This window comes from Streptomyces sp. NPDC001415 (genome assembly GCF_053597395.1).
This window is the reverse complement of the sequence record NZ_JBSFIE010000015.1, coordinates 147,217-171,517: the sequence shown is the minus strand read 5'-3', so window position 1 is coordinate 171,517 and position 24,301 is coordinate 147,217. Positions and strand designations below refer to the sequence as shown.

General features: G+C 71.6%; 23 protein-coding genes and 1 tRNA gene. 13 read left to right on the top strand and 11 right to left on the bottom strand.

From position 1 onward, the window contains the following. Positions 1-13 precede the first annotated feature (13 nt). Complete coding sequence (locus ACWC2B_RS21615) at positions 14-745, top strand: molybdopterin-dependent oxidoreductase (RefSeq protein WP_450718880.1); 732 nt, start codon at positions 14-16, stop codon at positions 743-745. Then, on the top strand, positions 687-1,385 hold the full coding sequence (locus ACWC2B_RS21610) for a cytochrome b/b6 domain-containing protein (protein WP_450718878.1): 699 nt from the start codon (positions 687-689) through the stop codon (positions 1,383-1,385). Before ACWC2B_RS21615 ends, ACWC2B_RS21610 begins: the two co-directional genes overlap by 59 nt. Here ACWC2B_RS21610 and ACWC2B_RS21605 read toward each other — a convergent pair. Together ACWC2B_RS21605 and ACWC2B_RS21600 are read right to left on the bottom strand one after the other, a co-directional pair. Next, positions 1,382-2,788, bottom strand: coding sequence for a GntT/GntP/DsdX family permease (locus ACWC2B_RS21605; RefSeq protein ID WP_450718876.1), 1,407 nt, complete (start codon positions 2,786-2,788; stop codon positions 1,382-1,384). The genes ACWC2B_RS21610 and ACWC2B_RS21605 overlap by 4 nt on opposite strands. A 12-nt stretch (positions 2,789-2,800) precedes the next feature. Beyond that, entirely contained in the window at positions 2,801-3,307 is a 507-nt protein-coding gene (locus ACWC2B_RS21600) for a gluconokinase (RefSeq protein ID WP_450718874.1), read from the bottom strand. Between the two features lie 215 nt (positions 3,308-3,522). Here ACWC2B_RS21600 and ACWC2B_RS21595 point away from each other — a divergent pair, with 215 nt between their 5' ends. Further along, a complete protein-coding gene (locus ACWC2B_RS21595) occupies positions 3,523-4,224 on the top strand; it encodes a FadR/GntR family transcriptional regulator (protein WP_450718872.1) in 702 nt (233 codons plus the stop codon). 230 nt (positions 4,225-4,454) lie between these two features. Then, entirely contained in the window at positions 4,455-5,912 is a 1,458-nt protein-coding gene (locus tag ACWC2B_RS21590; protein WP_450718870.1) for an amino acid permease, read from the top strand. Positions 5,913-5,964: 52 nt separating this feature from the next. Here ACWC2B_RS21590 and ACWC2B_RS21585 read toward each other — a convergent pair whose 3' ends face one another. Next, positions 5,965-6,672: a TetR/AcrR family transcriptional regulator gene (locus ACWC2B_RS21585; RefSeq protein ID WP_450718868.1), complete on the bottom strand. Its 708-nt coding sequence runs from the start codon at positions 6,670-6,672 to the stop codon at positions 5,965-5,967. A gap of 69 nt (positions 6,673-6,741) precedes the next feature. On the opposite strand from ACWC2B_RS21585, the gene ACWC2B_RS21580 reads away from it, so the two are divergent. The 4 genes from ACWC2B_RS21580 to ACWC2B_RS21565 all read left to right on the top strand — a co-directional run bounded on the left by ACWC2B_RS21580 (position 6,742) and on the right by ACWC2B_RS21565 (position 11,763). Beyond that, positions 6,742-8,283 carry an APC family permease gene (locus tag ACWC2B_RS21580; RefSeq protein WP_450718866.1) on the top strand — a complete coding sequence of 514 codons (1,542 nt, stop codon included), beginning with the start codon at positions 6,742-6,744 and terminating at the stop codon, positions 8,281-8,283. Between the two features lie 67 nt (positions 8,284-8,350). Further along, positions 8,351-9,994, top strand: a complete 1,644-nt coding sequence (locus ACWC2B_RS21575) for an amidohydrolase (protein WP_450718864.1) — start codon at positions 8,351-8,353, stop codon at positions 9,992-9,994. A gap of 48 nt (positions 9,995-10,042) precedes the next feature. Continuing rightward, on the top strand, positions 10,043-11,128 hold the full coding sequence (locus tag ACWC2B_RS21570) for an S-(hydroxymethyl)mycothiol dehydrogenase (protein ID WP_450718862.1): 1,086 nt from the start codon (positions 10,043-10,045) through the stop codon (positions 11,126-11,128). Further along, complete coding sequence (locus tag ACWC2B_RS21565) at positions 11,128-11,763, top strand: MBL fold metallo-hydrolase (protein WP_450718860.1); 636 nt, start codon at positions 11,128-11,130, stop codon at positions 11,761-11,763. Before ACWC2B_RS21570 ends, ACWC2B_RS21565 begins: the two co-directional genes overlap by 1 nt. A 52-nt stretch (positions 11,764-11,815) precedes the next feature. On the opposite strand, the gene ACWC2B_RS21560 is transcribed toward ACWC2B_RS21565, so the two are convergent. From ACWC2B_RS21560 to ACWC2B_RS21545, 4 genes are all read right to left on the bottom strand, one after another. Further along, positions 11,816-12,682 carry an amidohydrolase family protein gene (locus tag ACWC2B_RS21560; protein ID WP_450718858.1) on the bottom strand — a complete coding sequence of 289 codons (867 nt, stop codon included), beginning with the start codon at positions 12,680-12,682 and terminating at the stop codon, positions 11,816-11,818. Further along, entirely contained in the window at positions 12,679-12,990 is a 312-nt protein-coding gene (locus ACWC2B_RS21555) for an L-rhamnose mutarotase (protein WP_450718856.1), read from the bottom strand. Before ACWC2B_RS21555 ends, ACWC2B_RS21560 begins: the two co-directional genes overlap by 4 nt. Then, a complete protein-coding gene (locus ACWC2B_RS21550) occupies positions 12,987-13,946 on the bottom strand; it encodes an aldo/keto reductase (protein WP_450718854.1) in 960 nt (319 codons plus the stop codon). Before ACWC2B_RS21550 ends, ACWC2B_RS21555 begins: the two co-directional genes overlap by 4 nt. A gap of 120 nt (positions 13,947-14,066) precedes the next feature. After that, positions 14,067-15,002 (bottom strand): pseudouridine synthase, encoded by a 936-nt coding sequence (locus ACWC2B_RS21545; RefSeq protein ID WP_450718852.1) that lies wholly within the window; start codon positions 15,000-15,002, stop codon positions 14,067-14,069. A 196-nt stretch (positions 15,003-15,198) separates the two neighbouring features. Between ACWC2B_RS21545 and ACWC2B_RS21540 the strand changes: the two genes are divergently transcribed. Further along, positions 15,199-16,725, top strand: coding sequence for a beta-ketoacyl-[acyl-carrier-protein] synthase family protein (locus tag ACWC2B_RS21540; RefSeq protein ID WP_450718850.1), 1,527 nt, complete (start codon positions 15,199-15,201; stop codon positions 16,723-16,725). 61 nt (positions 16,726-16,786) lie between these two features. Here the strand turns inward: ACWC2B_RS21540 and ACWC2B_RS21535 are convergent. Next, a tRNA-Leu gene (locus ACWC2B_RS21535) sits at positions 16,787-16,874 on the bottom strand. A 187-nt stretch (positions 16,875-17,061) separates the two neighbouring features. Between ACWC2B_RS21535 and ACWC2B_RS21530 the strand changes: the two genes are divergently transcribed. The 3 genes from ACWC2B_RS21530 to ACWC2B_RS21520 all read left to right on the top strand — a co-directional run bounded on the left by ACWC2B_RS21530 (position 17,062) and on the right by ACWC2B_RS21520 (position 19,802). Then, positions 17,062-18,393, top strand: coding sequence for a M20/M25/M40 family metallo-hydrolase (locus ACWC2B_RS21530; protein WP_450718848.1), 1,332 nt, complete (start codon positions 17,062-17,064; stop codon positions 18,391-18,393). Positions 18,394-18,577: 184 nt separating this feature from the next. Further along, positions 18,578-18,811 carry a chaplin ChpH gene (gene chpH / locus ACWC2B_RS21525; protein ID WP_189962051.1) on the top strand — a complete coding sequence of 78 codons (234 nt, stop codon included), beginning with the start codon at positions 18,578-18,580 and terminating at the stop codon, positions 18,809-18,811. A 139-nt stretch (positions 18,812-18,950) separates the two neighbouring features. Beyond that, positions 18,951-19,802 (top strand): chaplin family protein, encoded by an 852-nt coding sequence (locus ACWC2B_RS21520; protein WP_450718845.1) that lies wholly within the window; start codon positions 18,951-18,953, stop codon positions 19,800-19,802. A 79-nt stretch (positions 19,803-19,881) separates the two neighbouring features. Here ACWC2B_RS21520 and ACWC2B_RS21515 read toward each other — a convergent pair whose 3' ends face one another. Next, positions 19,882-20,070: a DUF5703 family protein gene (locus tag ACWC2B_RS21515; RefSeq protein WP_018535088.1), complete on the bottom strand. Its 189-nt coding sequence runs from the start codon at positions 20,068-20,070 to the stop codon at positions 19,882-19,884. A gap of 47 nt (positions 20,071-20,117) precedes the next feature. Here ACWC2B_RS21515 and ACWC2B_RS21510 point away from each other — a divergent pair, with 47 nt between their 5' ends. Continuing rightward, positions 20,118-20,789: a hypothetical protein gene (locus ACWC2B_RS21510; RefSeq protein WP_450718843.1), complete on the top strand. Its 672-nt coding sequence runs from the start codon at positions 20,118-20,120 to the stop codon at positions 20,787-20,789. 68 nt (positions 20,790-20,857) lie between these two features. On the opposite strand, the gene ACWC2B_RS21505 is transcribed toward ACWC2B_RS21510, so the two are convergent. Together ACWC2B_RS21505 and ACWC2B_RS21500 are read right to left on the bottom strand one after the other, a co-directional pair. Further along, on the bottom strand, positions 20,858-23,269 hold the full coding sequence (locus ACWC2B_RS21505; protein ID WP_450718841.1) for a helix-hairpin-helix domain-containing protein: 2,412 nt from the start codon (positions 23,267-23,269) through the stop codon (positions 20,858-20,860). Beyond that, on the bottom strand, positions 23,266-24,249 hold the full coding sequence (locus ACWC2B_RS21500; protein ID WP_450718839.1) for an aldo/keto reductase: 984 nt from the start codon (positions 24,247-24,249) through the stop codon (positions 23,266-23,268). Before ACWC2B_RS21500 ends, ACWC2B_RS21505 begins: the two co-directional genes overlap by 4 nt. Positions 24,250-24,301 lie beyond the last annotated feature (52 nt).

Below are 24,301 nucleotides of genomic sequence, written 5' to 3'. Positions count from 1 at the left end.
TTCGAATCGTCGGGTGACAGCAGAACCAACGCCTCGGCCCGAGCGGGGCGCACCCGTCGGGCGCCGGCTCGTGCTCGGCATGCTCGGCCTCGGCGTGGCCGGGGTCGCCTCGGCGCGCTACGTCCAGGGCGGCCTGGAGTCGTTCCTCGGCGCGGCCGCCGACAAGGACCCCACCGGGCTCACCAACCTGCTGCCCAACGGCGGCGGCTTCCGCTACTACTCGGTCGCCGCCTCCGTGCCGAACAGGAGCGCCGCCGACTACCGCCTCACCGTCGACGGCCTGGTCACCAAGCCCGCGACGTACACACTCGACACGCTGCGCGCGCTGCCGCAGACCCGGCTGGTGCGCGATGTGCAGTGCGTGACCGGATGGCGGGTCCCCGGCACGCCCTTCGCGGGGGTACGGCTGTCCCGGCTGCTGGATGCGGCCGGGGTGCGGCCGGGCGCCGGGGCGGTCCGCTTCACCTGCTTCGACGGCGCGTACAGCGAGAGCCTCACCCTCGAACAGGCTCGCCGCGACGACGTGTTGATCGCGCTCAGCATGCAGGACAAGCCCGTGAGCCACGCCCACGGCGGGCCGGTCCGGCTGTATGTGGCGCCCATGTACTTCTACAAGTCGGCGAAATGGCTGTCCGGGATCACCGTGACGGAAAAGGTCGAGCGGGGATACTGGGAGGAGCGAGGCTATGACACCGACGCCTGGGTCGGCCGGTCCAACGGACGCGAAGACACCCCCACCGCCTGAACTCCCGCACACGGTGCGGAGGTTCACGCCCGCGGTGCGGCGGGTGCACCGGGCCACGGCCGCTCTGATGGGCGCCTGCGTGGTCACCGCGGCGATCCTCTACGTCCCCCAGTTCGCCGAGGCGGTCGGCCGCCGGGAGCTGGTGGTGCGGGTGCACGAGATCTGCGGGCTGCTGCTGCCCGCACCGGTCCTCCTCGGCCTCCTCTCCCGGGCGTTCCGGGCGGACCTGAGCCGCCTCAACCGCTTCCTGCCGTACGACAGGACCTGGCTGCGCACCGCACTGCGCCGGGAGCGGGAGCCGCGCCCGGCCGGGAAGTTCAACGCCGGGCAGAAGGTGTACGCGGGCTGGATCGCGGGGGCCGCCCTGGTGATGCTGGGCACGGGGCTGCTGATGTGGTTCACGCATCTGGCGCCCATCGAGGTGCGGATCGGGTCCACGTTCGTGCACGACTGGCTGTCGCTTGCCGTCGGCATCGTCGTCATCGGACACGTGTGGATGGCGTTCGGCGACCCGGAGGCACGCCGTGGCATGCGCACCGGGTCGGTCGAGCGGCCCTGGGCGAAACGCGAACACCCGTTGTGGGAGCCGGAGTTGGACGAAGAAGCGGACCGGATCGACCCGGAGTCGAGCCGGAACTAGACGACGAGTGACAGCAGCAGCACGAAGCCGAGTGCCACCACGGAGATGATCGTCTCCATCACCGACCAGGTCTTGACCGTCTGGCCGACGTCCATCCCGAAGTACTCCTTGACCAGCCAGAACCCGGCGTCGTTAACGTGGCTGAAGAAGAGCGAGCCGGCGCCGACGGCCAGAACCAGCAGGGCGGCGTGCGCGGTCGACATGTCGGCCGCGAGCGGTGCCACCAGGCCCGCCGCGGAGATGGTCGCCACGGTCGCGGACCCCGTCGCGAGCCGGATCGCCACCGCGATCAGCCAGGCGAGCAGCAGCGACGGTACCGCCCAGTCCTTGGAGAGGTCCAGGATCATCCGGCCGACGCCCACGTCGATCAGCGTCTGCTTGAAGCCGCCGCCCGCGCCCACGATCAGCAGGATGCCCGCGATCGGGGCGAGGGACTTCTCGACGGTCGTCGAGATCCGCTCCCTGGTGAACCCGGCCGCCCGCCCCAGCGTGAAGATGCCGACCAGGACGGCCGCGAGCAGCGCGATCAGCGGCGAGCCGATGACGTCGGTGACCCGCTGGACGTGGTTCTTCGGGTCGTCGACCACGATGTCGACCAGCGCCTTGGCCAGCATCAGGACGACCGGAAGGAGCACGGTGGAGATGGTCGCGCCGAAGCCCGGCCGCTTCTCCAGGTCCTGGGAGGGGCGGGTCGGCACCATCTTGTCCGGGGCCGGGATGTCGACCCAGCGGGCCGCGTACCTGGAGAACACCGGCCCCGCGATGATCACCGTCGGAACGGCGACGACCACGCCGAGCGCCAGCGTCACCCCGAGGTTGGCGCCGATCGCGTCGATGGCGACGAGCGGCCCCGGGTGCGGTGGGATCAGCCCGTGCATCACGGACAGTCCGGCGAGCGCGGGGATGCCGATCCGCATCAGGGAGTAGTTGCCGCGCTTGGCGACGAGCAGCACCACGGGAATCAGCAGGACGATGCCGACCTCGAAGAACAGCGGGAGCCCGATGATCGAGGCGATCGCCACCATCGCCCAGGGCATCGCCCGTTCGCCGGACTTCCCGGCCTTGGCCAGGATGGTGTCGACGATCTGGTCCGCGCCGCCGGAGTCGGCGAGCAGCTTGCCGAGGATGGCGCCGAGCGCGATCAGTACGCCGACGCCCGCCACCGTGCTGCCGAGGCCGCCGCTGAAGCTGGCGATGGCCTTGTCGAGCGGGGCGCCCGAGAAGGCGCCGAGCGCCAGCGAGCCGATGGTCAGGGCCAGGAAGGCGTGCAGCTTGAACCTGGTGATGAGCAGGACGATGACGGCGATGCCCGCGAGTACCGCAACGCCCAGCTGGGTGTTGCCGGCCGAGGTGATCGGCTGCGTGGCGTCCGCTGCCAGGAACTCGACGCTGAGTCTGGTCACGGTGGGGATTCCTTAGGTGGTGAGCGTTCGCAGCGCGGCGGCGGCCCGCTCCGCGATGTCCTCGGGGGTGCCGGACACGTCGACGGCGACGCCCGCCTCGTCCCGGCCAAGGGGCTCCAGGGCGGCGAACTGCGAGTCCAGCAGCGCGGCCGGCATGAAGTGCCCCCTGCGCTCGGCCATCCGGTGCTCGATGAGCGCGCGGTCGCCGGTCAGGTGCAGGAAGACGAGGCCGGGGGCGGCCGCTCGCAGCCGGTCGCGGTAACTCCGCTTGAGCGCGGAGCTGGAGACGACCCCGCCGAGCCCGGCCCGGCCGTGCGCCCAAGCGCCGATCGCGTCGAGCCAGGGCAGGCGGTCGTCGTCGTCCAGCGGGATCCCCGCGGACATCTTGGCGACGTTCGCCACGGGGTGGAAGTCGTCGCCCTCGGCATAAGGAACGCCGAGCCGTTCTGCGACCAGCGGCCCGATGGTCGTCTTGCCGGTCCCGGCGACGCCCATCACGACGATGGTGGGGGAGTTCATGCGGGTGGTGCCTCGCTGTCTTCGTCGACATCGATGTCCGTCGCGCACACTCAAACCCATTAGGTACGACATATTCAAGAGGTCACGCTTTAAAAGTCATACTTTTGAGATCTGGCGCTGCGGCGCCGAGGCTCGCAGCGCCGAGGAGGCCCCCAGTGCTGAGGCCCGCAGCGCCGAGGCGCCAGGGCCCCGACGGCGGCCCTTAGGCTTGCCCCATGACGACTCAGGCCCGGGGGCTCCACACGCATGTGCTCGACAGCCTGGGTCTGGCGATCACCGCGGGCGAGTACCCGCCGGGCAGTGTGCTGCGCACCGACGAGCTGGCCCAGCGCTTCGACGTCTCGCGCACCGTGGTCCGCGAAGTGGTCCGCGTCCTCGAATCCATGCACCTGGTCGAGTCCAGGCGCCGCGTCGGCGTGACGGTGCGGCCGGCCGAGCAGTGGAACGTGTACGACCCGCAGGTGATCCGGTGGCGGCTCGCGGGCGCCGACCGGCCGCGCCAACTGCGCTCGCTGACGGTGCTGCGCTCCGCCGTGGAGCCGGTCGCCGCCGGGCTCGCCGCCATGAAAGCCACCCCGGCCCAGTGCGCCGACCTCACCGAACAGGCCCTCGGCATGGTCGCCACCTCGCGCGGGCGCCAGCTGGAGGCGTACCTCGTGCACGACGTCGCCTTCCACCGGATCGTGCTCAACGCGTCGGGCAATGAGATGTTCGCCCGGCTCGGGGACGTGGTGGCCGAGGTCCTCACCGGCCGCACCCACCACCAGGTGATGTTCCCCGATCCGGATCCGGCCGCCGTCACTTTGCATGTGCGGGTGGCCGAGGCGGTGCGCGAACGGGATGCCGCGGAGGCCGAGCGGCTGACCCGGGAGATCGCTGTCGGCGCCCTTCAGGAACTGGACGTACTCGCTCCATAGGTACCCTAGGCAACAAAAAACGCTCAGCGGATACCTTTTAGTTACCTCTGAAACACCTCAAATCTGTCTCTACGTGACATTGGACACTGCCAAACTGTGCCGACAGCCGGGACTATGGGCCGCTGGTCCGTGCCAAGGTGACGACTAGTCCCTGCCAAGGTGACGACCTGCATCACCGGTACGGCCGGTCCCGCACGACCGCATGACCCCTCACAAAGGCGAACTACTCCATGAGTGACCGCACCATGCCTGCGGCCGAGACCCAGGATGTCCCCGCGGGGGCATCGACGGGCACCCCCCACATCGACGCCGGTGATGCCGGTTACAGCAAGGACCTCAAGTCCCGCCACATCAACATGATCGCCATCGGCGGCGCGATAGGCACCGGCCTCTTCCTCGGTGCCGGCGGCCGGATGGCCGGCGCGGGCCCCTCGCTCGCGATCGCGTACGCGGTCTGCGGCGTCTTCGCCTTCTTCGTCGTACGGGCCCTCGGCGAGCTCGTGCTCTACCGCCCCTCCTCAGGCGCCTTCGTCTCCTACGCCCGTGAGTTCATGGGCGAGAAGGGCGCCTACACGGCGGGCTGGCTCTACTTCCTGAACTGGTCGACCACCGCCGTCGCCGACATCACCGCGGCCGCGACCTACGCCCACTTCTGGGCCATGTTCAGCGACATCCCGCAGTGGGTCTGCGCGCTCGTCGCGCTCGCGGTCGTCCTCGCCGCCAACCTCATCTCGGTGAAGTACTTCGGCGAGATGGAGTTCTGGTTCGCGATCATCAAGGTCGTGGCACTGGTCGCCTTCATGATCGTCGGCATCTACCTCGTGGTCACCCAGCACGACGTGGACGGCACCACGCCGGGCTTCGGCAACATCACCAGCCACGGCGGCATCTTCCCGATGGGCATGCTGCCCATGCTGCTCGTCATCCAGGGCGTCGTCTTCGCGTACGCCTCGGTCGAGCTGTGCGGCGTCGCCGCAGGCGAGACGGAGAACCCGCAGAAGATCCTGCCCAAGGCGATCAACTCGATCATGTGGCGGGTCGGCATCTTCTACGTCGGCTCCGTGGTGCTGCTCGCCCTGCTGCTGCCGTACACCGAGTACTCCGAGAACCAGAGCCCGTTCGTCACCGTCCTCGACAAGATCGGCGTGCCGGGTGCGGCCGGCGTGATGAACCTGGTGGTCCTCACCGCGGCCCTCTCCAGCCTCAACTCGGGCCTGTACTCCACCGGCCGGATCCTGCGCTCGATGTCGCTGGCCGGCTCGGCGCCCAAGTTCGTCGGCGTCATGAACAAGGGCAAGGTGCCCTACGGCGGTGTCCTGTTCACCGCCTTCTTCGGAGTCCTCGGCGTCGCCCTGAACAAGTTCGTGCCGGACGACGCCTTCGAGATCGTGCTGAACTTCGCCTCCATCGGCATCCTCGGCACCTGGGCGATGATCATGATCTGCTCGCTGCTGTTCTGGCGCCGCGCGCAGGAGGGCAGCCTGCAGCGCCCCTCCTACCAGCTGCCCTGGGCTCCGTACACGCAGATCGTGACGCTGGTCTTCCTCGCGTCCGTGGCGTTCCTGATGTGGTACGGCGGCGGCGTCGGCCGCACCACGATCTACTGCCTCCCGATCATCGCGGCACTGCTGGTCGGCGGCTGGTTCCTGGTCCGCAAGCGGGTCGGCGCGATCGCCTCGGGCGAGTAACCCTGGCTCCTTGAGAGGGCGGCACCCCTGGTTGCGGGGGTGCCGCCCTGTTTCATGCCCGTACGTGCTGCAAGCGGGCCGCGGCCGCCGCGAGCATCATCTCCAGGGCCGCCGGATAGGCGCTGCGGCCCATTTCCGCCACCAGCGTCGACGCGGTCGCGGCCACATGCGGATGGGTGTCCGCCGGGAGCCGCGCGTACCGCTCCCGCCATGTCCGCTCCTCCAGGGTCCGGGACTCCTTCGGCAGGGTGTGCACGGCCGCGTCGAGGGCCGCGAACGACAGCGTCTGGTCGACGAACACGTGGTAGATCCGCACCGCCTCGGCGTCCGGGAACCCGGCTCCGCGCAGGATCCCGAGGATCGTCTCGACCGACCGCATCTCGTTGACCCGCCCGGTGACCCGCGTGCAGGTCAGCAGCGCCGCCTGCGGATGGGCCTGGTAGTCGGCGTGGATGCGCAACCCGAGCGAACGCAGGTCGGCCCGCCACTCGCCGGTCGGCCGCCAGGCCTTCAGGGTGCGGCCGATCAGCTCGTCGGCCAGCGCCAGCAGCAGGTCGTCAGTGTCGTGGAAGTACCGGTACAGCGCGCTCGGGTCCGCGCCGAGCGCCGTGCCGAGCCGGCGCACGGTCAGCGCCGCCGCCCCGTGCTCGCCGATCAGCCGCAGAGCCGTCTCGACGATCAGCTCCTCGGACAGGACCGTGCCCCGCTTGGTGGGCCGGCGCCGCCGCCGCTCCCCGTCCGCCACGACTCGCTCGCTCATGGCCCGCACCCTACGAAGGGGCGGCCTTTATGACAACAGCGTTGACGCAGCGACTCCCCGAAGAGTTCGATGTGCCGCCATCGGGGCCGAAAAGCGCCCCTCGGCGAAGGAGCGACCGTGCGCACTCCCTACGGCAGTGACCCACCCGTTCTCCGCAAGAGCCTCGGCGTCCTCGACGGCGTCGCCATCGCGGCCTCCTCCACGGCGGCCACCACCAGCATCGGCATCGGACTCGGCGTCACGGCCGGCGCCGTGGGCCTGCACCTCCCGATCGTCATGCTGCTCGCGTTCGTGCCCATCCTGGGCATCGCGAGCGCGTACACGCGGCTCAACAAGGTCGAGCCCAACATGGGCAGCGGCTATGTGTGGGTGGGTCGCTCGCTCAGCCCCTGGCTGGGCTTCCTGACCGGCTGGATCGGCATCGTCTCGACCGTCGTCTTCCTCTCCTACACCACCGCCGTCACGGGCTCCGCCCTGCTCCAGCTGGCGGGCGAGGCGGGCCTGCACGAGCTCGGCGGGCTGCGCCTGGATCCCGACTCCACGGCTCAGTCCACCGCCATCGGCATCGTGATCCTGGTCGCCGTCACCTTCACCGCGGTCGTCGGCACCCGCTCGGCCGCCACCCTCCAGAAGTGGCTCCTGGTCTTCGAGTACGCGGTGCTGCTCGGCTTCTGCGGCTACGGGCTGATCAAGGGCCCGCACCCCTTCAGCCTCGACTGGCTGAACCCGTTCACCATCCCCTGGGGCCAGGCCCTCGCCCAAGGGCTGCTGCTCTCCGTCTTCTGCTTCTGGGGCTTCGAGTCGACGTTCAGTGTGAACGAGGAGATCAAGGACCCCGAGGACGCCTCGAAAGCCGGACTCATCACCCTGTTCACCATGCTCGGCCTGTTCCTGCTCGGCTCCTTCGCGTTCCAACGCGTGCTCTCCGAGGACGAGTTGGTCGGCCACGGCGCGCAGGGCCTCACCTTCTTCGGCGACCGGCTCGCCGCCCAGCCGCTCGCGGCCCTGCCCCTGGTCGCGCTCACCTTCTCGGCGGTCGCCTCGCTCCAGTCCGGTGTCATCCCCACCGTGCGCGGCATGTTCGCGATGAGCCGCGACCGCACGCTGGGCCCGCTCTGGCTCAAGGTCAGCCCCCGGTACGGGACTCCGGCGGCCGGCACGATCGCGATCGGCTGCGTAGCCGTGGCCATCGCCGTCCTCTCGCTCCTCATCCCCAAGATCGGCGACCTGATCCTCGCCTCCGTCAACGCCATCGGGATCGTCGTGTCCCTGTACTACGCGCTGACCGCCCTGGCCGCCGCGAGCCGCTTTCGCGGAGCGCTGAAGGAGAGCGTGGGCGAGGCCGTACGCGCCGTCGTGATCCCGGTCCTGAGCGCGCTGTTCCTGCTCGGCCTCGGCGGCTACCTCGGCTGGACCTTCTACACCTCCGCCGACCACTTCGAAGTCAGCCCCGACAACGGGTGGTTCATGCTGTCGTGCCCCGCGGTGATGCTGCTCAGCGGCTTCGCCGCCGCGGCCTGGGCGAAGTGGGTAAGGAAATCCCCGTACTTCGTCACCGGCCGCTCGACCATGGAAACCGACCCGGCACCGCTGGGCGCGGAAGCCGTATGAACCACCGGTACTTGCTTCTTCAGGTCCGAACCACCCGTACCACCCTCTGACAGAAACGGATCCACGCATGCGCCACACCACCGCCGACCTGGTCTTCACCGGCGGCCCGGTCCTCACCCTGGACGCCGCCCGCTCGCGAACCACCACCGTGGCCGTCACGGGGGACCGCATCACCGCCGTCGGCCACGACGGAGTGCGCGAGCTGATCGGCCCGAAGACCGAAGTCGTCGACCTGGCAGGGAAGTTGCTGATCCCCGGCTTCCAGGACGCCCACGTCCACCCGGTGTCGGCGGGCATCGAGCTCGCGCGCTGCGACCTCGCGGGCCTCATTACGGCGGCCGACACCCTGGCGGCCGTACGGGCCTACGCCGACGCCCACCCCGAGCAGGAGTGGATCACCGGCGGCGGCTGGTCGATGGAGGCCTTCGAGGGCGGCAGCCCGACCCGTGGCCTCCTCGACCGCGTGGTGGCCGATCGGCCCGTCTACCTCCCCAACCGGGATCACCACGGAGCCTGGGTCAACACCCGCGCCCTCACGCTCGCCGGGATCACCCGGGACACCCCCGACCCGGCCGACGGCCGCATCGAGCGCGACGCGTCGGGCGAGCCCACCGGGCTGCTCCAGGAGGGTGCGATGGACCTGGTCGGCCGGCTGACCCCCCGCTCCACCCCCGCCGAACGGCTCGCGGCCCTGCTGCGCGCCCAGGCCCATCTCCACTCGTACGGGATCACCGCCTGGCAGGACGCGATCGTCGGCGACTTCGGCTCGATGGACGACCCCGCCGACGCCTATGTGACCGCCGCCCGCGACGGCTCGCTGACCGCGCGGGTCGTCGGCGCCCTGTGGTGGGACCGCGAGCGCGGCGCCGAGCAGATCCCCGAACTGGTCGAGCGGAGGCGGGAGTTGAGCCACGGCCGGTTCCGCGCCGGATCGGTGAAGATCATGCAGGACGGTGTCGCCGAGACCGGCACCGCCGCCCTGCTCGGCCCGTACCTCGACGCCTGCGGCTGCGCCACCGCCAATACGGGCACGTCCTTCGTCGACCCCGCCGAACTGCGCCGCTACGTAACGCAGTTGGACGCCCTGGGCTTCCAGTGCCACTTCCACGCGCTCGGCGACCGGGCCGTGCGCGAGGCGCTCGACGCGGTGCGGGCGGCCCGCGAGACCAACGGCTGGAGCGACACGCGGCCGCACCTCGCCCACCTTCAGATCGTCCACCCCGACGACATCGAGCGTTTCCGCGCGCTCGGCGCCACCGCCAACATCCAGCCCCTGTGGGCCTCGCACGAGCCCCAGATGGACGAGCTGACCATCCCCTTCCTCGGCGAGGAACGTGCCGGATGGCAGTACCCGTTCGCGGCGCTGCTCCACTCCGGGGCGACCGTGGCGGCGGGCTCGGACTGGCCGGTCAGCAGCCCGGATCCGATGCAGGGCATCCACACGGCGGTGAACCGGATCGCGCCCGGCGAGAAGGGGCCGGCCTTCCTCCCCTCGCAGCGCATCACCCTGACCGCGGCGTTCGCCGCGTACACCGCCGGAACGGCCCATGTGAACCACCTCGACGACACGGGCTCGATCCGCCCGGGCGCCCTCGCGGACCTCGCGGTGCTCGACCGGGACCCGTACGCGGGGCCGCCGGAGGAGATCGGCGCGACCCGCGTGCTGGGGACCTATGTCGGCGGCCGACGGGTGCACGATGCCACCTCGTAGGGTGTATTCCTGATACACCGGACGGTACGAACCAGAGAGTGGGGCGGCATGTCGCAGCAGGTCCAAGGGGTCATCGCACCGGGGAAGAACCAGCCCGTACGGGTCGAGACCATCGTGGTGCCCGACCCGGGCCCCGGCGAGGCGGTGGTCAAGATCCAGGCCTGCGGCGTCTGCCACACCGACCTGCACTACAAGCAGGGCGGCATCAACGACGACTTCCCGTTCCTGCTCGGCCACGAGGCGTCCGGGATCGTGGAGTCGGTGGGCGAGGGCGTCACCGACGTCACGCCCGGCGACTTCGTGATTCTCAACTGGCGTGCGGTGTGCGGCAGTTGCCGGGCCTGTCTGCGCGGTCGTCCGCAGTACTGCTTCAACACGCACAACGCGCGGCAGAAGATGACCCTGCTGGACGGCACCGAGCTGTCACCCGCTCTCGGCATCGGGGCGTTCGCCGAGAAGACGCTGGTGGCGGCGGGCCAGTGCACCAAGGTCGACCCGGCGGTGTCCCCGGCCGTGGCGGGCCTGCTCGGCTGCGGCGTGATGGCCGGCATCGGCGCGGCCATCAACACCGGCAACGTCGGCCGGGGCGACTCGGTCGCCGTCATCGGTTGCGGCGGCGTCGGTGACGCGGCGATCGTGGGCGCCCGGCTCGCGGGCGCGGCCAGGATCATCGCCGTCGACATCGACGACCGCAAGCTGGCCACGGCGAAGTCGATGGGCGCCACGCACACGGTCAACTCCCGTGCGCAGGACGCCGTCGAGACGATCCGCGAGCTGACCGGCGGCAACGGCGCGGACGTCGTCATCGAGGCGGTGGGCCACCCCGAGACGTACAAGCAGGCGTTCTACGCCCGCGACCTGGCGGGCACGGTGGTTCTGGTCGGCGTGCCGACCCCCGAAATGACCCTGGAACTCCCGTTGTTGGACGTCTTCGGCCGCGGAGGCGCCCTGAAGTCCTCCTGGTACGGCGACTGCCTGCCGTCCCGCGACTTCCCGATGCTGATCGACCTGCACCAGCAGGGGCGGATCGACCTCGGAGCGTTCGTCACCGAGACGATCGCGCTGGACGAGGTCGAAAAAGCCTTTGAGCGGATGCACGAAGGCGATGTGCTGCGCTCGGTGGTGGAGTTCTGATGACCGTTCGCGCACGAATCGATCATCTGGTCACGTCCGGCACGTTCGCTCTCGACGGCGGTACGTGGGATGTCGACAACAACGTGTGGATCGTCGGGGACGAGGAGGAGGCGATCGTCATCGACGCGGCGCATGACGCCGAGGCGATCCTGGCGGCGCTGGGCGGCCGCCGACTGAAGGCGATCGTCTGCACCCACGCCCACAACGACCACATCGACGCGGCGCCGGCGCTGTCGTCGGCAACGGGCGCCCCCATCCTGCTGCACCCCGCTGACCTCCCGCTCTGGAAGCAGACCCACCCGGACCGCCTCCCGGACGGCGAACTGACGGACGGCGAGCGGCTGTCGATCGCGGACGTGGAGCTGGAGGTGCTCCACACCCCGGGCCACGCTCCGGGCGCGGTCTGCCTGTACGCCGAGGCGCTGGGCACGGTCTTCACGGGCGACACGCTGTTCGCAGGCGGCCCGGGCGCGACGGGCCGCTCCTTCTCGCACTTCCCCACGATCATCGACTCGCTCAGGGAGCGGGTGCTGGTGCTGCCGGGGGAGACGGTGGTGCGGACGGGGCATGGGGAGGCAACGACGGTCGGCGCGGAGGCGCCGCACTTGGGGGAGTGGGTGGGGCGGGGGCACTGACTCCGGGCTTTCACCCCCGGCGGGCTCAGGGAAAGGGGCGGGGTGGGGCGGACTACCCCGGCCCCGGCAACCCGTACACCCCCCGAGCCGTCCCCCCGAACACCGCCGACCGCTCGCCCGGGCTCAACTCCGCCAGCAGCTCCCGAGCCACCCCCACCACACCCCCGTACGACGCCGCCAGCACGCACACCGGCCAGTCCGACCCCCACAGAACCCGCCCCGCCCCGAACGCATCGAGCACCGTTTCGGCGTACGGCCGAAGGTCCGCCGGGGTCCAGGAGGTCCAGGCGGCCTCCGTCACCATCCCCGACAGCTTGCACACCGTGTTCGGCAGGGAAGCCAGCGCCCGAACGTCCGAGGCCCACGGCTCAAGAGCTCCCGAGGCGATCGGCGGCTTCCCCAAGTGGTCCAGTACAAAGGTGAGTTCGGGGTGCAGAGCGGCGACCCGCGCGCACGCGGGCAGCTGGTGCGGCAGGACCACGAGGTCGTACGCGAGCCCAGCGTCCGCAACCGCCCCCAGCCCCCGCCGCACATCGGCGCGCGACAGCCATTCGGGATCCTTCTCGCCCTGCACCTGGTGCCGGATCCCCACCAGGCGCCCGCCGCCGGGCAGCCCGCGCAGCCGGGCCAGCTCATCGGCGACGCCCGGCGAGGTGAGGTCGGTCCAGCCGACCACTCCGGTCACGAGATCGCTGCCGTCCGCGAGCGCGAGAAGCTCCGGGGTCTCCTCGGCCACGGTCACGGTCTGGACGACCACCGTCGCCGTAACCCCGGCGGACGAGGCCTCGGGCCTCAGGTCGTCCAGCGTGAAGTCCCGCCGCAGTGGCGCGAGTTGGGGCCCGGAGATCCAGTCCTGGTCGCGGACTCCCAGCTCCCACACATGATGATGGGAGTCGACGAGACCGGGCGGCCCGCTCACAGCTCCCACACCACCGGCAGCCCGGCCTGCGCCCCTTCGCTCGAATAGTCGTGCACGACATCGAGCAGTTCGCCCATCCGAACCTGCCAAGCCACATTCGCAGGCAATTCCGCCAACTCGCTCAGCAGACGACCGTAATCCGCGCATTCGATCAAATGGAACAGCTCGGTGCCGCTGCGCCAGATGGTCCAGGACGTGGCCCCGGCGGCGGAGATGGCAGCCGTGAGTTCCGCGGGCACCTCGCGGTGCGCGGCCTCGTACTCCTCGATCCGGTCGGCCCAGACCCGTGTGTGCAGCGCGACCCTCATATGCCCAGCTCCTCCCACAGCGCATCCGGCACCGACGAGGCGAACATGGCGGCGGTGTCGGCGACTTCGGCCGCCGAACGCGCCCCGGCCAGCACGCTCGCCACCGCCGGATGCCGCAGCGGAAACGCAAGCGCGGCGGCCCGCAGCGCGACCCCGTGCCGCGCGCAGACCGCCTTGATCTTCAGCGCCCGTTCGACGAGCTCGGGGGGAGCGGCCGCGTAGTCGTACGTCGCGCCGGGCCGCGGATCGGCGAGCAGCCCGGAGTTGAAGACCCCGCCGACCACCACGTTCTTGCCGCGCGCGGCGGCCTCCGGCAGCAGCTCCTCGGCCGCACTCTGGTCGAGCAGCGAGTAGCGCCCGGCGCAGAGCACGGCGTCCACGTCCGACTCGCGCAGGAAGCGCGCCAGTAGCCCGGTCTGGTTCATGCCGGCGCCGATGGCCCGTACGACTCCTTCCGCGCGCAGCCGTTCCAGCGCCGGGTACGCCTCGCGGAGCGCCTGCTCGCCGTGGTCGTCCGGGTCGTGCAGGTACGCGATGTCGATCCGGTCGAGCCCGAGCCGTTCCAGGCTGGCCTCGATGCTGCGGCGCACCCCGTCCGCGCTGAAGTCCCAGCGGCGCCGGTGGGTGGCCGGGACGGCGAAGCCCTCCGCGAGGTCGTCCCCGCCGAGGTCGTCCCCGCCGCCTTCTCGGGGCTCCAGGATCCGGCCGACCTTCGTGGAGAGCGTGTACGCCTCGCGGGGCCTGCCCCGCAGCGCGGCCCCCATCCGCCGCTCGGAGAGCCCGAGTCCGTAGTGCGGCGCGGTGTCGAAGTAGCGGATGCCGACGTCCCAGGCCGCGTCGAGAGCGCCCCGGGCCGTTTCGTCGGACAGGGGCGTGAAGAGGTTGCCGAGGGCGGCGCCGCCCAAGGACAGAGCGGTCACCGGACAGGCGCCCGCACCCAGCGAGGTAGCACGCATGCCCGCATATTTATCAGACCTTTGCGGGGTTCAGGCACCCCCGAGACCCCAATTTCCGTACAGGGAAGCCTTATTGGTCCGATGTATGGCCGATGCATGGCTCCCTCGCCCTTGAGATCTTCAGGCGCTCGGCCAACCCGCCAGCCGGAGCCCGCTCTCAAACCGGTGGACCCGCCCGTCCACCGGATCGGTGAACTCCAGGACCTTGGCGAGCAGTTGCAGCGGCGCCACGAAGTCGTCCGGCGCGGCCTCCGGCAGGACCACCGGATACACCGGATCGTTGAGGATGGGCAGCCCGAGCCCGTGCATGTGGACCCGTAGCTGATGGGTGCGGCCGGTCGCGGGCAGCAGGCGGTAGCGGCCGAGGCCGCCGCGCCGCTCGGCCAGCTCGATCCGGCTCTCGGCGTTGGGCTCGCCCGCCTCCTCGCGGGCGGCGATGACCCCGCGCTCCTTCACGATCCGGCTGCGTACGGTCACGGGCAGCGCCACCCCGGGGTCGTACGCCGCCACCGCCTCGTACTCCTTGCGCACCCGGCGGCCGCTGAACAGGTTCTGGTAGGCGCCCCGGTCCTCGGGGCGTACGACGAACAGGGCGAGGCCTGCCGTCAGGCGGTCGAGGCGGTGGGCGGGCTGGAGCGCGGGCAGCGCCAGATCCCGCCGCAGCCGGGCCACCGCCGTCTCGGTGATGTGCCGGCCCCGCGGTGTGGTGGCGAGGAAGTGCGGCTTGTCCGCGATCACGATCCGCTCGTCGCGGTACACGATCCCGATCTCGAACGGCACCGGAACCTCCGGCGCGAAGTCCCGGTGGAACCACACGTACATCCCGGCCCGGTACGCCTCCGCCCCGCTCAGTGCCCCCTCGGCCCCGACGAACCGCCCCTCGCGCAGCATCGAGGCCACCCGCTCGGCGCCGACCGCCCCCTCGAACCGGCCAAGCAGATGATCACCGACCGTCGCCCAGAGACCCTCCGGGTCGGCGGGCAGCCGCACACGTACCGGATCGATGCCGTCGCGCTGAGCGAGCGGGGCGGCCGGGGGCCTGGATCTGCGTCTCACGGAACCAAGAGAACCCCACCGGACCCCGCAGAAGCAAGAATTCCCAGGTCAGCGCTGCTTCCGGGCGGGACAGGGCCGAAGGAAGCAGATGGGGCGGGCCTTCCGGGCCTGCTTTCTTCGCGATCGGGAGGCATGCTGCCTGAAGGGATCGAGTACGAAATATCCGGATCTGTCGCAATCGAGGCAAAGGGCAACGATGAATGAAGAGTCGGTTATGGGCGGCAAGTGCTGCCTGCTCACCACGGGCGAATTGGTGCCCGGGGACGTCATCGCGACGGATCCGGACGGCCCCTGGCACGTGGTGGTGCGCACCGCGCCCGCGACCGAGACGAAGACCAGGCTGCAACTGCGCCCCCTGACCGGCGGCCCGGACCTGGAGCGCGTGCTGCCGCGCTACGAACGCCAGGTCGTCCGTACGACGCGGGTCGACCCGGCCGACCCGCCGGACCCCGCGCAGTGGGCCGCGCCCCGGCGCCGCCGGGTCGTGGTGACCGGCCTCGGTGCCGTCAGCCCGCTCGGCGGCGACGTGCCGGGTCTGTGGCAGGGCCTGCTCGAAGGCCGCTCCGGGGTCTCGGTGGTGGAGGGGCCCGGCTTCGACGGCCTGCCGGTACGGCTCGCGGCCCGAGCCGCCGTCGACCCCGCCGAACTGCTGCCGAGGACCGAGGTGCGGCGGATGAACCGTTCCACCCAGTTCGCGTTGCTCGCCGCCCGCGAGGCCTGGCGGGACGCCGGACTCGACCTCGCCGGAACCGTGGCCAGCGGCCTGCGCCCGGCCCGTACCGGCGTGTCCATCGGCACGATCATCGGCGGCGCGCCCGTCATGGTCGAGAGCCGGCTCACGCTCATCGCGCGCGGGCCGAGGGCGGTCTCCCCGTACACCACGCCCATGACCGTGCCGTCCGCCTCGGCCGCCCGGATATCCAAGGACCTCGACATCCGCGGCGAGGCCAGGACCTTCGTGTCCGCCTGCGCGTCCGGTACGGAGGCGATCGGGCAGGCCATCGACGCCATTCGCGCCGGCCGGGTCGACCTCGTCGTCGCGGGCGGCACGGAAGCCGTGATCACCCCGGAGATCCTGGCCGCCTTCGCCGCGATGCGGGCGGTCTCGACCCGCAACGACCAACCGGCCCAAGCGTCAAGGCCGTTCGACGAGGCGCGCGACGGATTCGTGCTCGGCGAGGGCGCGGGCGTACTGATCCTGGAGGACGAGGAGCACGCCCGGGCACGCGGCGCCCGCATCTACTGCGAGGCGGCCGGCTGGGGCCTGTCCGCGGACGCCTTCCACATGGCGGCCCCCGAACCCGAGGGCCGTGGCGTCGAAGCCGCGCTGCGGTCCGCCCTCGCGGACGCCGGGGCCACACCCGCCGACGTCGCCCACGTCAACGCGCACGCCACGGCGACCGTCGACGGAGACCGTACCGAAGCCCGCGCTCTGGGCCGCCTGTTCGCCGGCCACACCCGCGACATCCCGGTCACCGCGAACAAGGGCGCCCTGGGCCACCTCCAGGGCGGCGCGGGCGCCGTGGAGGCCGTCGCCACGATCCTCACCCTGCGCGACGGCCTGATCCCCCCGACGGTCGGCTGCGACCACCCCGAGGAGGGCCTGGGCCTGGACATCGTCCGCGGCACCCCCCGCCCCCTGCCACCGTGCGGCGACATAGTCCTGAGCAACTCCTTCGGCTTCGGCGGCCACAACGCGGTGCTGTCTTTCCGACGGGCCTGAGCCGAGGCCTGAACTCGGGGCCACCGAAACGCAAAAGACCCCACCGAAGTGGGGTCCCAGCTGGTGTCCGAGGGGGGACTTGAACCCCCACGCCCGATAAAGGGCACTAGCACCTCAAGCTAGCGCGTCTGCCATTCCGCCACCCGGACAAGGTGTCTGTCTCGCGGGCCGTGCCCGTTCCGACGTGGAAAACAATAGCAAACATCCGGGGGTGCTCGATCACCCCCTTGGCCTGCGTGAACACGGGATGTCGGCGGGAAGCCGCCCTTGGGTGGTGCGGGGGCGCGGGGGCAGGATGGGGGTGGACCACACGGAGCGACAGCGGGAGGAAGCAGCGTGAGCGAGTCGAGCACGACCCGGACCGGCGGCGTGACCGGTGAGGACGAGGTCGTCGACCTCTGTCGCGATCTGATCAGGATCGACACCAGCAACTACGGCGACCACTCCGGCCCCGGTGAGCGTGCCGCCGCGGAGTACGTCGCGGAGAAGCTCGCCGAGGTCGGCCTGGAGCCGAAGATCTTCGAGTCGCACAAGGGCCGCGCCTCCACCGTGGCCCGCATCGCGGGCGAGGACCCGTCGCGGCCCGCGCTGCTCATCCACGGCCACACTGACGTCGTACCGGCCAACGCCGACGACTGGACCCATGACCCCTTCGCCGGTGAGATCGCCGACGGCTGTGTGTGGGGCCGCGGCGCGGTCGACATGAAGGACATGGACGCGATGACCCTCGCGGTCGTACGCGACCGGCTCAGGAGCGGCCGCAAGCCCCCGCGCGACATCGTCCTCGCCTTCCTCGCGGACGAGGAGGCCGGCGGCACGTACGGGGCGCGCTTCCTCGTGGACAAGCACCCCGAACTCTTCGAGGGCGTCACCGAGGCCATCAGCGAGGTCGGCGGTTTCTCCTTCACCGTCAACGAGAAGCTGCGGCTCTACCTCGTGGAGACGGCCCAGAAGGGCATGCACTGGATGAAGCTGACCGTGGACGGCACCGCCGGGCACGGCTCGATGATCCACAAGGACAACGCCATCACCGAGCTGTCCGAGGCCGTGGCGCGGCTCGGCCGGCACAAGTTCCCGGTGCGGGTGACCAAGACGCTGCGGCACTTCCTCGACGAGCTCTCGGACGCGCTCGGCACCGAGCTCGACCCGGAGAACATGGACGAGACGCTGGCCAAGCTCGGCGGCATCGCCAAGCTCATCGGCGCCTCCCTCCAGAACACCGCCAACCCGACCCAGCTGGGCGCGGGTTACAAGGTGAACGTGATCCCCGGGCAGGCGACCGCCCATGTCGACGGGCGCTTCCTGCCGGGGTACGAGGAGGAGTTCCTCGCCGACCTGGACCGGATCCTGGGGCCGCGCGTCAAGCGCGAGGACGTCCACGCGGACAAGGCGCTGGAAACCACCTTCGACGGCGCCCTGGTCGACGCCATGCAGGTCGCGCTGCAGGCCGAGGACCCCATCGCGCGCGCCGTGCCGTACATGCTCTCGGCCGGCACCGACGCCAAGTCCTTCGACGACCTCGGCATCCGCGGCTTCGGCTTCGCGCCTCTGAAGCTGCCGCCGGAGCTCGACTTCGCCGGGATGTTCCACGGCGTGGACGAGCGGGTCCCGGTCGACGGCCTGAAGTTCGGCGTACGGGTCCTGGACCGGTTCATCGACGCGTCCTGAGGCCGGCAACGGCCTCCGGGCGGTCGGGTGCGTGCCGAAACGACGCTGCACTAATCGTTTGAACGTACGTATCCGACTGAGAAGAGTGAATGCACTCATATGCTCGTAGCCCAATAACTTCCTCCTCGTTACAGGGTGTGCGGTCCGCGGCTGGGACCGCACATTTGCCAACAAGGAGGAAGTAATGATCAAGAAGGTCGTCGCTGCTGCGGCTGTCACTGGTGGTCTGGTTCTCGCGGGTGCGGGCCTGGCTGTCGCCGACGCGGGCGCCGAGGGTGCCGCTGTGCACTCCCCGGGTGTCGTGTCCGGCAATGTCCTCCAGGTTCCCGTGCACGTCCCGGTGAACGTGTGCGGCAACACGGTCTCCGTGATCGGGCTGCTGAACCCCGCCTTCGGCAACACCTGCATCAACAAGTGACGTTGTGCCTCAACCCGTGAGGGTCTGAGCCGGGCGGCCCCGGAGTGCGCGCCATGCACTCCGGGGCCGCCGGGCATTTCAGCCCGGGCGCAACGGCGCATCCGGGCTTTCCGGAAGGCAGAAGGCAGGGAACGAATCTATGCGACAGGTCACCCGCAAGGGACTGATCACCATGGCGGCCGCGACCGGCGTCATCGCCATGGGCAGCGGCGCCGCGCACGCCGACTCGGCGGCCCGGGGCGGCGCCACGAACTCGCCGGGCGTACTGTCCGGCAACACGGTCCAGGCCCCGGTGCACGTGCCGGTCAACGCCTGCGGCAACACCGTCAACGTCATCGGCGCGCTCAACCCGGCGTTCGCCAACAGCTGTGCCAACAAGGGCGGCGGGGCCGTGGCGACCGGCCACACCAGCAATTCGCCCGGTGTGGGCTCCGGCAACACCATCCAAGCACCCATCGACGTACCCGTGAACCTGTGCGGGAACAGCGTGAACGTGGTGGGTGTGGGCAACCCGGCGTTCGGCAACGACTGCGTCAACGACGAGAGCGGCCGGCCCGGTCAGCCGCAGCACCCGGGACACCCCGGGCACCCTCAGCACCCCGGTCAGCCCCACCACCCGGGCAAGCCGCACCACCCCGGGAAGCCGCACGAGCCGGGCCAGCACCAGCCGCCCTGCACCCCTGAGCAGCCGGGCCACCCCCAGCAGCCGGGGCACCCCGGGGTTCCGCAGAACCCGGTCAGCCCGATCGCGCACCAGCCGGCCAAGCCCTCGCAGCCCGGCGTGCCCGCCGCGCCTGGTAAGCCCGGTACGCCTGGGACGCCCGGCACGCCCGGTGCCCCGGTCACCCAGACCGTGACCGCGCCGAAGGCCCCGGCCGCCGCGCTCGCCCAGACCGGCTCCGAGGGCATGGGCTTCGCCGCCCCGGCCGCCGCCGGTCTGCTGCTCGGCGGAGCGGTGCTCTACCGTCGCGGACGCGCCGCGCAGCGGTAATCCGGAGCCGTGACGCACGGCTGTCATGACGGAGCGGGCCCCGCACATCCGCGGGGCCCGCTCCGTCATCACCGCGGGCTCACCATGTGGCCCGCACCTGGCGGATGATCCGCCTGCGCAGCCGCACTCGGCGGCTGCCGTCCCGGCGCAGACTCAGTCGGTCCAACTCCCAGTGTCCGTACTCGGCATGGTCGGTCAGCAGCCGTGTCGCCTCCTTGCGGGACACCCCGCGCGGGACGTACACGTCGACAAATTCGTATTCCGGCATCGCATCTATTGTGCGGGCAGAGGCCAGGTACGGATAGCGTCTGCACTATGTCTGATGCTGCGCAGCCCACCGCTGCCGAGGTACGTGCCGCCGCCGAGGCGGTCAAAGCCGCGCTGGACCGTCACCTCGATGCGGTGGAACGCCGCACGGGGGACGACGATCCCGACGTGTACGAGGCGTTCAACGCGCTCGCGGCGGCCGCCGAGGCGTACGACGAGCGGCTCTACGACCGCTACGACGAGGTGACCCCCTTCGAGATCCCCGGCGCCGACGACTCCCTGCCGCCCTACGCGGGCCCCGAGGAACCCAACGCCCTGAGCGTCCTCATCCGGCGCGACTACGCCGTCGCCGAGCCCCAGCGACTGCTCGCCCAGGCGCAGCGGATCACCGATCTCGACCCCGAGGCGGAGGAGACGGACGAGGGCGAGCGCCCGGCCCCGGTCGTCGGCAGCAGCGTCCACGCCGCGCTCGGTGTGCTCTTCGGCGAGTACGAACCGGACGAAATCGCCTCCCGGCACAAGGAGTTCGGCCTGGAGGAGGGCGACTCCACGCTGTGGGTGTCGGCCGCCGACGAGCTCCCGGAGCCGGGCGAGTGGCTGAGCACGCCGTTCGACCACACCGACCCCCAGCGTGTGGTGTGCCGCTTCGACGTGAGCGCCGTCTTCGACGAGGAGCTGGAGGACGACCTCGACGAGGAGGACCTCCGGCCGACCCCCTGACCCGGCTGTCACGGCAGAGGCCGCGCACCCCACGAGCGGGGTGCGCGGCCTCTGCCGTGGGCGGCGTACTACTCCGCGGTCTTCAGAAGGCCGTGCAGGAGCGGGGTCAGGCGGGTCGTGCGCGGTGCCGGGAGGATCTCCGCGACGGCGCGGGGGAGTGCCTGGTCCACGCCGTGGACGACGGACAGGTGCCGCTCCGCGCGACCGAACGCCGTATAGACCCACGCCCGGTTGAGCCCCTGCGCCGCGTCACCCGGCAGCACCGCGACCACCGCGGGCCAGCGCATCCCGACCGCCTGGTGCGCGGTCAGCGCCCAGCCGTGCCGCAGCGCGGACTCGACCCGCTCCTTCGGTACGAGGACGGGGGTGCCGGCGCAGTCGAGCCGCAGGCCCTCCGCGTCCGCCCCGACGACCGTGCCGATCGCCGTACGGCCCGGGGCCTGGGCGTACGCCACCTTGTCGGCCGGGTCGAAGCCGCCGAAGCGGCCGGGGCCGGGGTTGAGGCGCTGCTTCAGCGCCGCGTTCAGCGCGCGGGTGCCCGCCGAGCCGCCGTGGCCCACCGTGATCACCTGCGTCTGCTCCGGCGGGATGCCGATCGCCCGGGGGATCGAGTCGGCGAGGAGCTGCACACAGCGGTGGACGGCCTCGCCCGCGTCCCGCACCGGGACGATCACGACTTCCTTGCCGGGCGCCTCGACCTGGTTCAGCTCGCCGATGCCGATGCCCGAGACCAGCTCGCCGACCGGCCCGGGGTCGGGCAGCCTTGACGCCACCACGGGGCAGACCCGGGCGGCGAGCACGTCGTGGAAGACCAGGCCCGCGCCCGCCGGGCCGAGCACCCCGGGGTCCCCGCTCAGTACGAGACGGCAGCCGTCGGGCAGCGACTCCACCAGCATCGCCGCGGTCTCCACGTCGAGCTGTGTCGCGTCCTGCACCACCAGGACGTCGAGGGCGAGCGCCCCGTCCGCGTCCCGGCCCGGGCCGTCGCCCGACAGCAGGCCCGCGACCGTGAACGCGGCCAGCGGGCCGGTCAGTTGGGCCAGGCGGAGCTTCCCGTCCGCGGTGTGCGCGGCGCCCGCGGCACGCAGTCCGGCCGCCGCGGCCGCCGTCACCACCGCCGCCGACTCGGCGCGCGCGGCCTCGCCGCCGGTGTGCGCCACCAGGCCGCTGCCCGCCACCGCGCGGACCAGCTCGCCGCCCTCCGGCCACACCGAACCGTCGTCCCGCACCGGCGAGTTGAGCAGCCGGGCAAGCCCGTCGGCCAGGCTCTCCTCGGCCAGGGCGTACCGGTCGAGCCCGAGCAGCACCTCGACCGGCTCGGCGGGTTCCGCCGCCGACTCGGCGCCTTCGGCATCCTCGGAGGGCTCCGGCTCGTCCGCCAGGCCGTCCTGGAAGACCAGCACCACGCCCTCGGCGACGGCCTGCTGCACCGCCTCGTCCGGGTCGGGGACGGACCGCGCGGCCAGGGCCTTGCGCACGTCGTCGGCGGCCAGCGCGGTGTGCCCCTGCACGGCGGCCCGCTCCAGGATCCAGCCGACCAGCGCGGCCGCCCTGCGCTCGTCGTCCGGCCGGCACTCGGCGCCGAGCAGGGCCCGGGCGAAGCCGTCGGCCTGCTCGGGCCGCACCCCGGGCACCCCGAGGAGCTGCCAGGGGTCCGCGCCGAGCCGCTCGGCCGCCTGCTCCCCGAGGACGCCGGTGACCTGGGCGGCCAGCGCCTCGGGCGCGCCACCCCGGGTCAGCACGTCACGTACGGAGGCGAGGGCCTCGGCCGAAGTGGCGGGTGCCTGGGCGGGCTCGGGCGCCCGGGGGCGTACCGGAGCGGCCTGCTGGGCGGGGGCGGGCTTGCGGGGGGCCGGGGCCGGGCCGCCGAAGAACGCGGCTCCCGACTTCTCGCCGCTCTCCACGGCCCGTACGGCAGCGAGGAGATCGGCCGCCCGGCCGCTCAGCTTGGTGCCGGCCGGGATCGGCGCCTCCTTCTCCGCCTTGCGCCGCTCGATCCTGGCCCGCAGCTCCCGCTGGGCCGCGAGCTCGGCCGCGGCCTCGGAGAGCTCGGGCGCCTGGGCGTCGGTGGCCCCGGAAGCGGCGGTGGTCCCGGCCTCGCCCTCGGCACCCTCGGTATCGGCGGTCTCCGACCCGTCGGCGGGCTGGGACTCTTCGGTGCTTGCGTCAGCGGTCCCGGTCTCGCCCTCCGCGCCCTCGGAACCCTGGGCGTCCGTGGCCGCGGACTCCTCGGCAGGCTCGGCCACTTGGGCGAGAGAGCCGGTCGTCTCGGAGTCGCCGCCGGGGGTCGGCTCGGGCTCGGCGGCGGTCGTCGTCCCGGGGCCGTCCGCGGCCGCGGCTTCCGCGCCATCCACAGCGGGGTCGCCGACGGCGTCGGCCGCCGCGTCGGCGGTCGCCTTCGCGGGCTCGGGCGCCACCTCCGCCGCGGCGGATTCGTCGGCCGTGGATCCAGGGGCCGAGCCCTGGGGAAGCGCAGTCACAGCGTGCTCCAGTCCTGATCGGGATAGCGGTGCACGGGCGCCGACACGTCGTCGAGCGCCTGGCAGATCTCGTCAGGAAGACTAAGGGCCTCCACTGACAATGCGGCCGTGAGCTGCTGCGCGTTGCGCGCGCCGACGATCGGCGCCACCACTCCCGGCCGGTCCCTCACCCAGGCCAGCGCCACCTGAAGCGGTGTCGCGGCGAGTCCGTCCGCCGCTATGGAGAGGGCCTCGACGATCCGGCCGGCCGCGTCGTCGAGATAGGGCGCGACGAACGCCGAGAGCCCCTCCGACGCGCCGCGCGAGTCCGTCGGCGTCCCGTGCCGGTACTTCCCCGTCAGCACGCCCCGGCCGAGCGGCGACGAGGGCAGCAGGCCGACCCCCAGGTCCAGGGCGGCCGGAAGGACCTCGCGCTCCACTCCGCGCTGGAGCAGCGAGTACTCCATCTGGGTGCTCGCGAGCCGCGTGCGTACCCCGGGCGCGGCGAGTTGCCAGGTCGCGGCCTTGGCGAGCTGCCAGCCGCTGAAGTTGGAGATCCCCGCGTAGCGAGCCCGTCCGCTGCTGACCGCGATGTCGAGCGCCTGGAGGGTCTCCTCCAGGGGCGTACCGCCATCGAAGGCATGCACCTGCCAGAGGTCCACATAGTCGGTCCCGAGCCGCTCCAGGGAGGCGTCGAGGGCGCTCAGCAGATGGCCGCGCGAGCCGTCGAAGCGCCGGTCGGGGTCGGGCACGCTGCCCGCCTTGGTCGCGATGACCAGGTCCCTGCGCGGCGCGAGCCGCTCCACCAACTGCCCCAGGAGGTACTCCGCGTCCCCGCCGCCATACACGTCCGCCGTGTCGATGAGGGTGCCGCCCGCCTCCCAGAACGCCTTCAGGAGTTCGGCGGCGTCCTGCTCGCCGACGTCCCGGCCCCATGTCAGGGTGCCGAGCCCGATCCGGGATACGCGCAGGCCCGTGCGGCCGAGATGCCTCTGCTCCATGGGCGCTGAGATTACTGGCCAGGGGCCCACGGGGAGAGAGCCTGTGGACAAC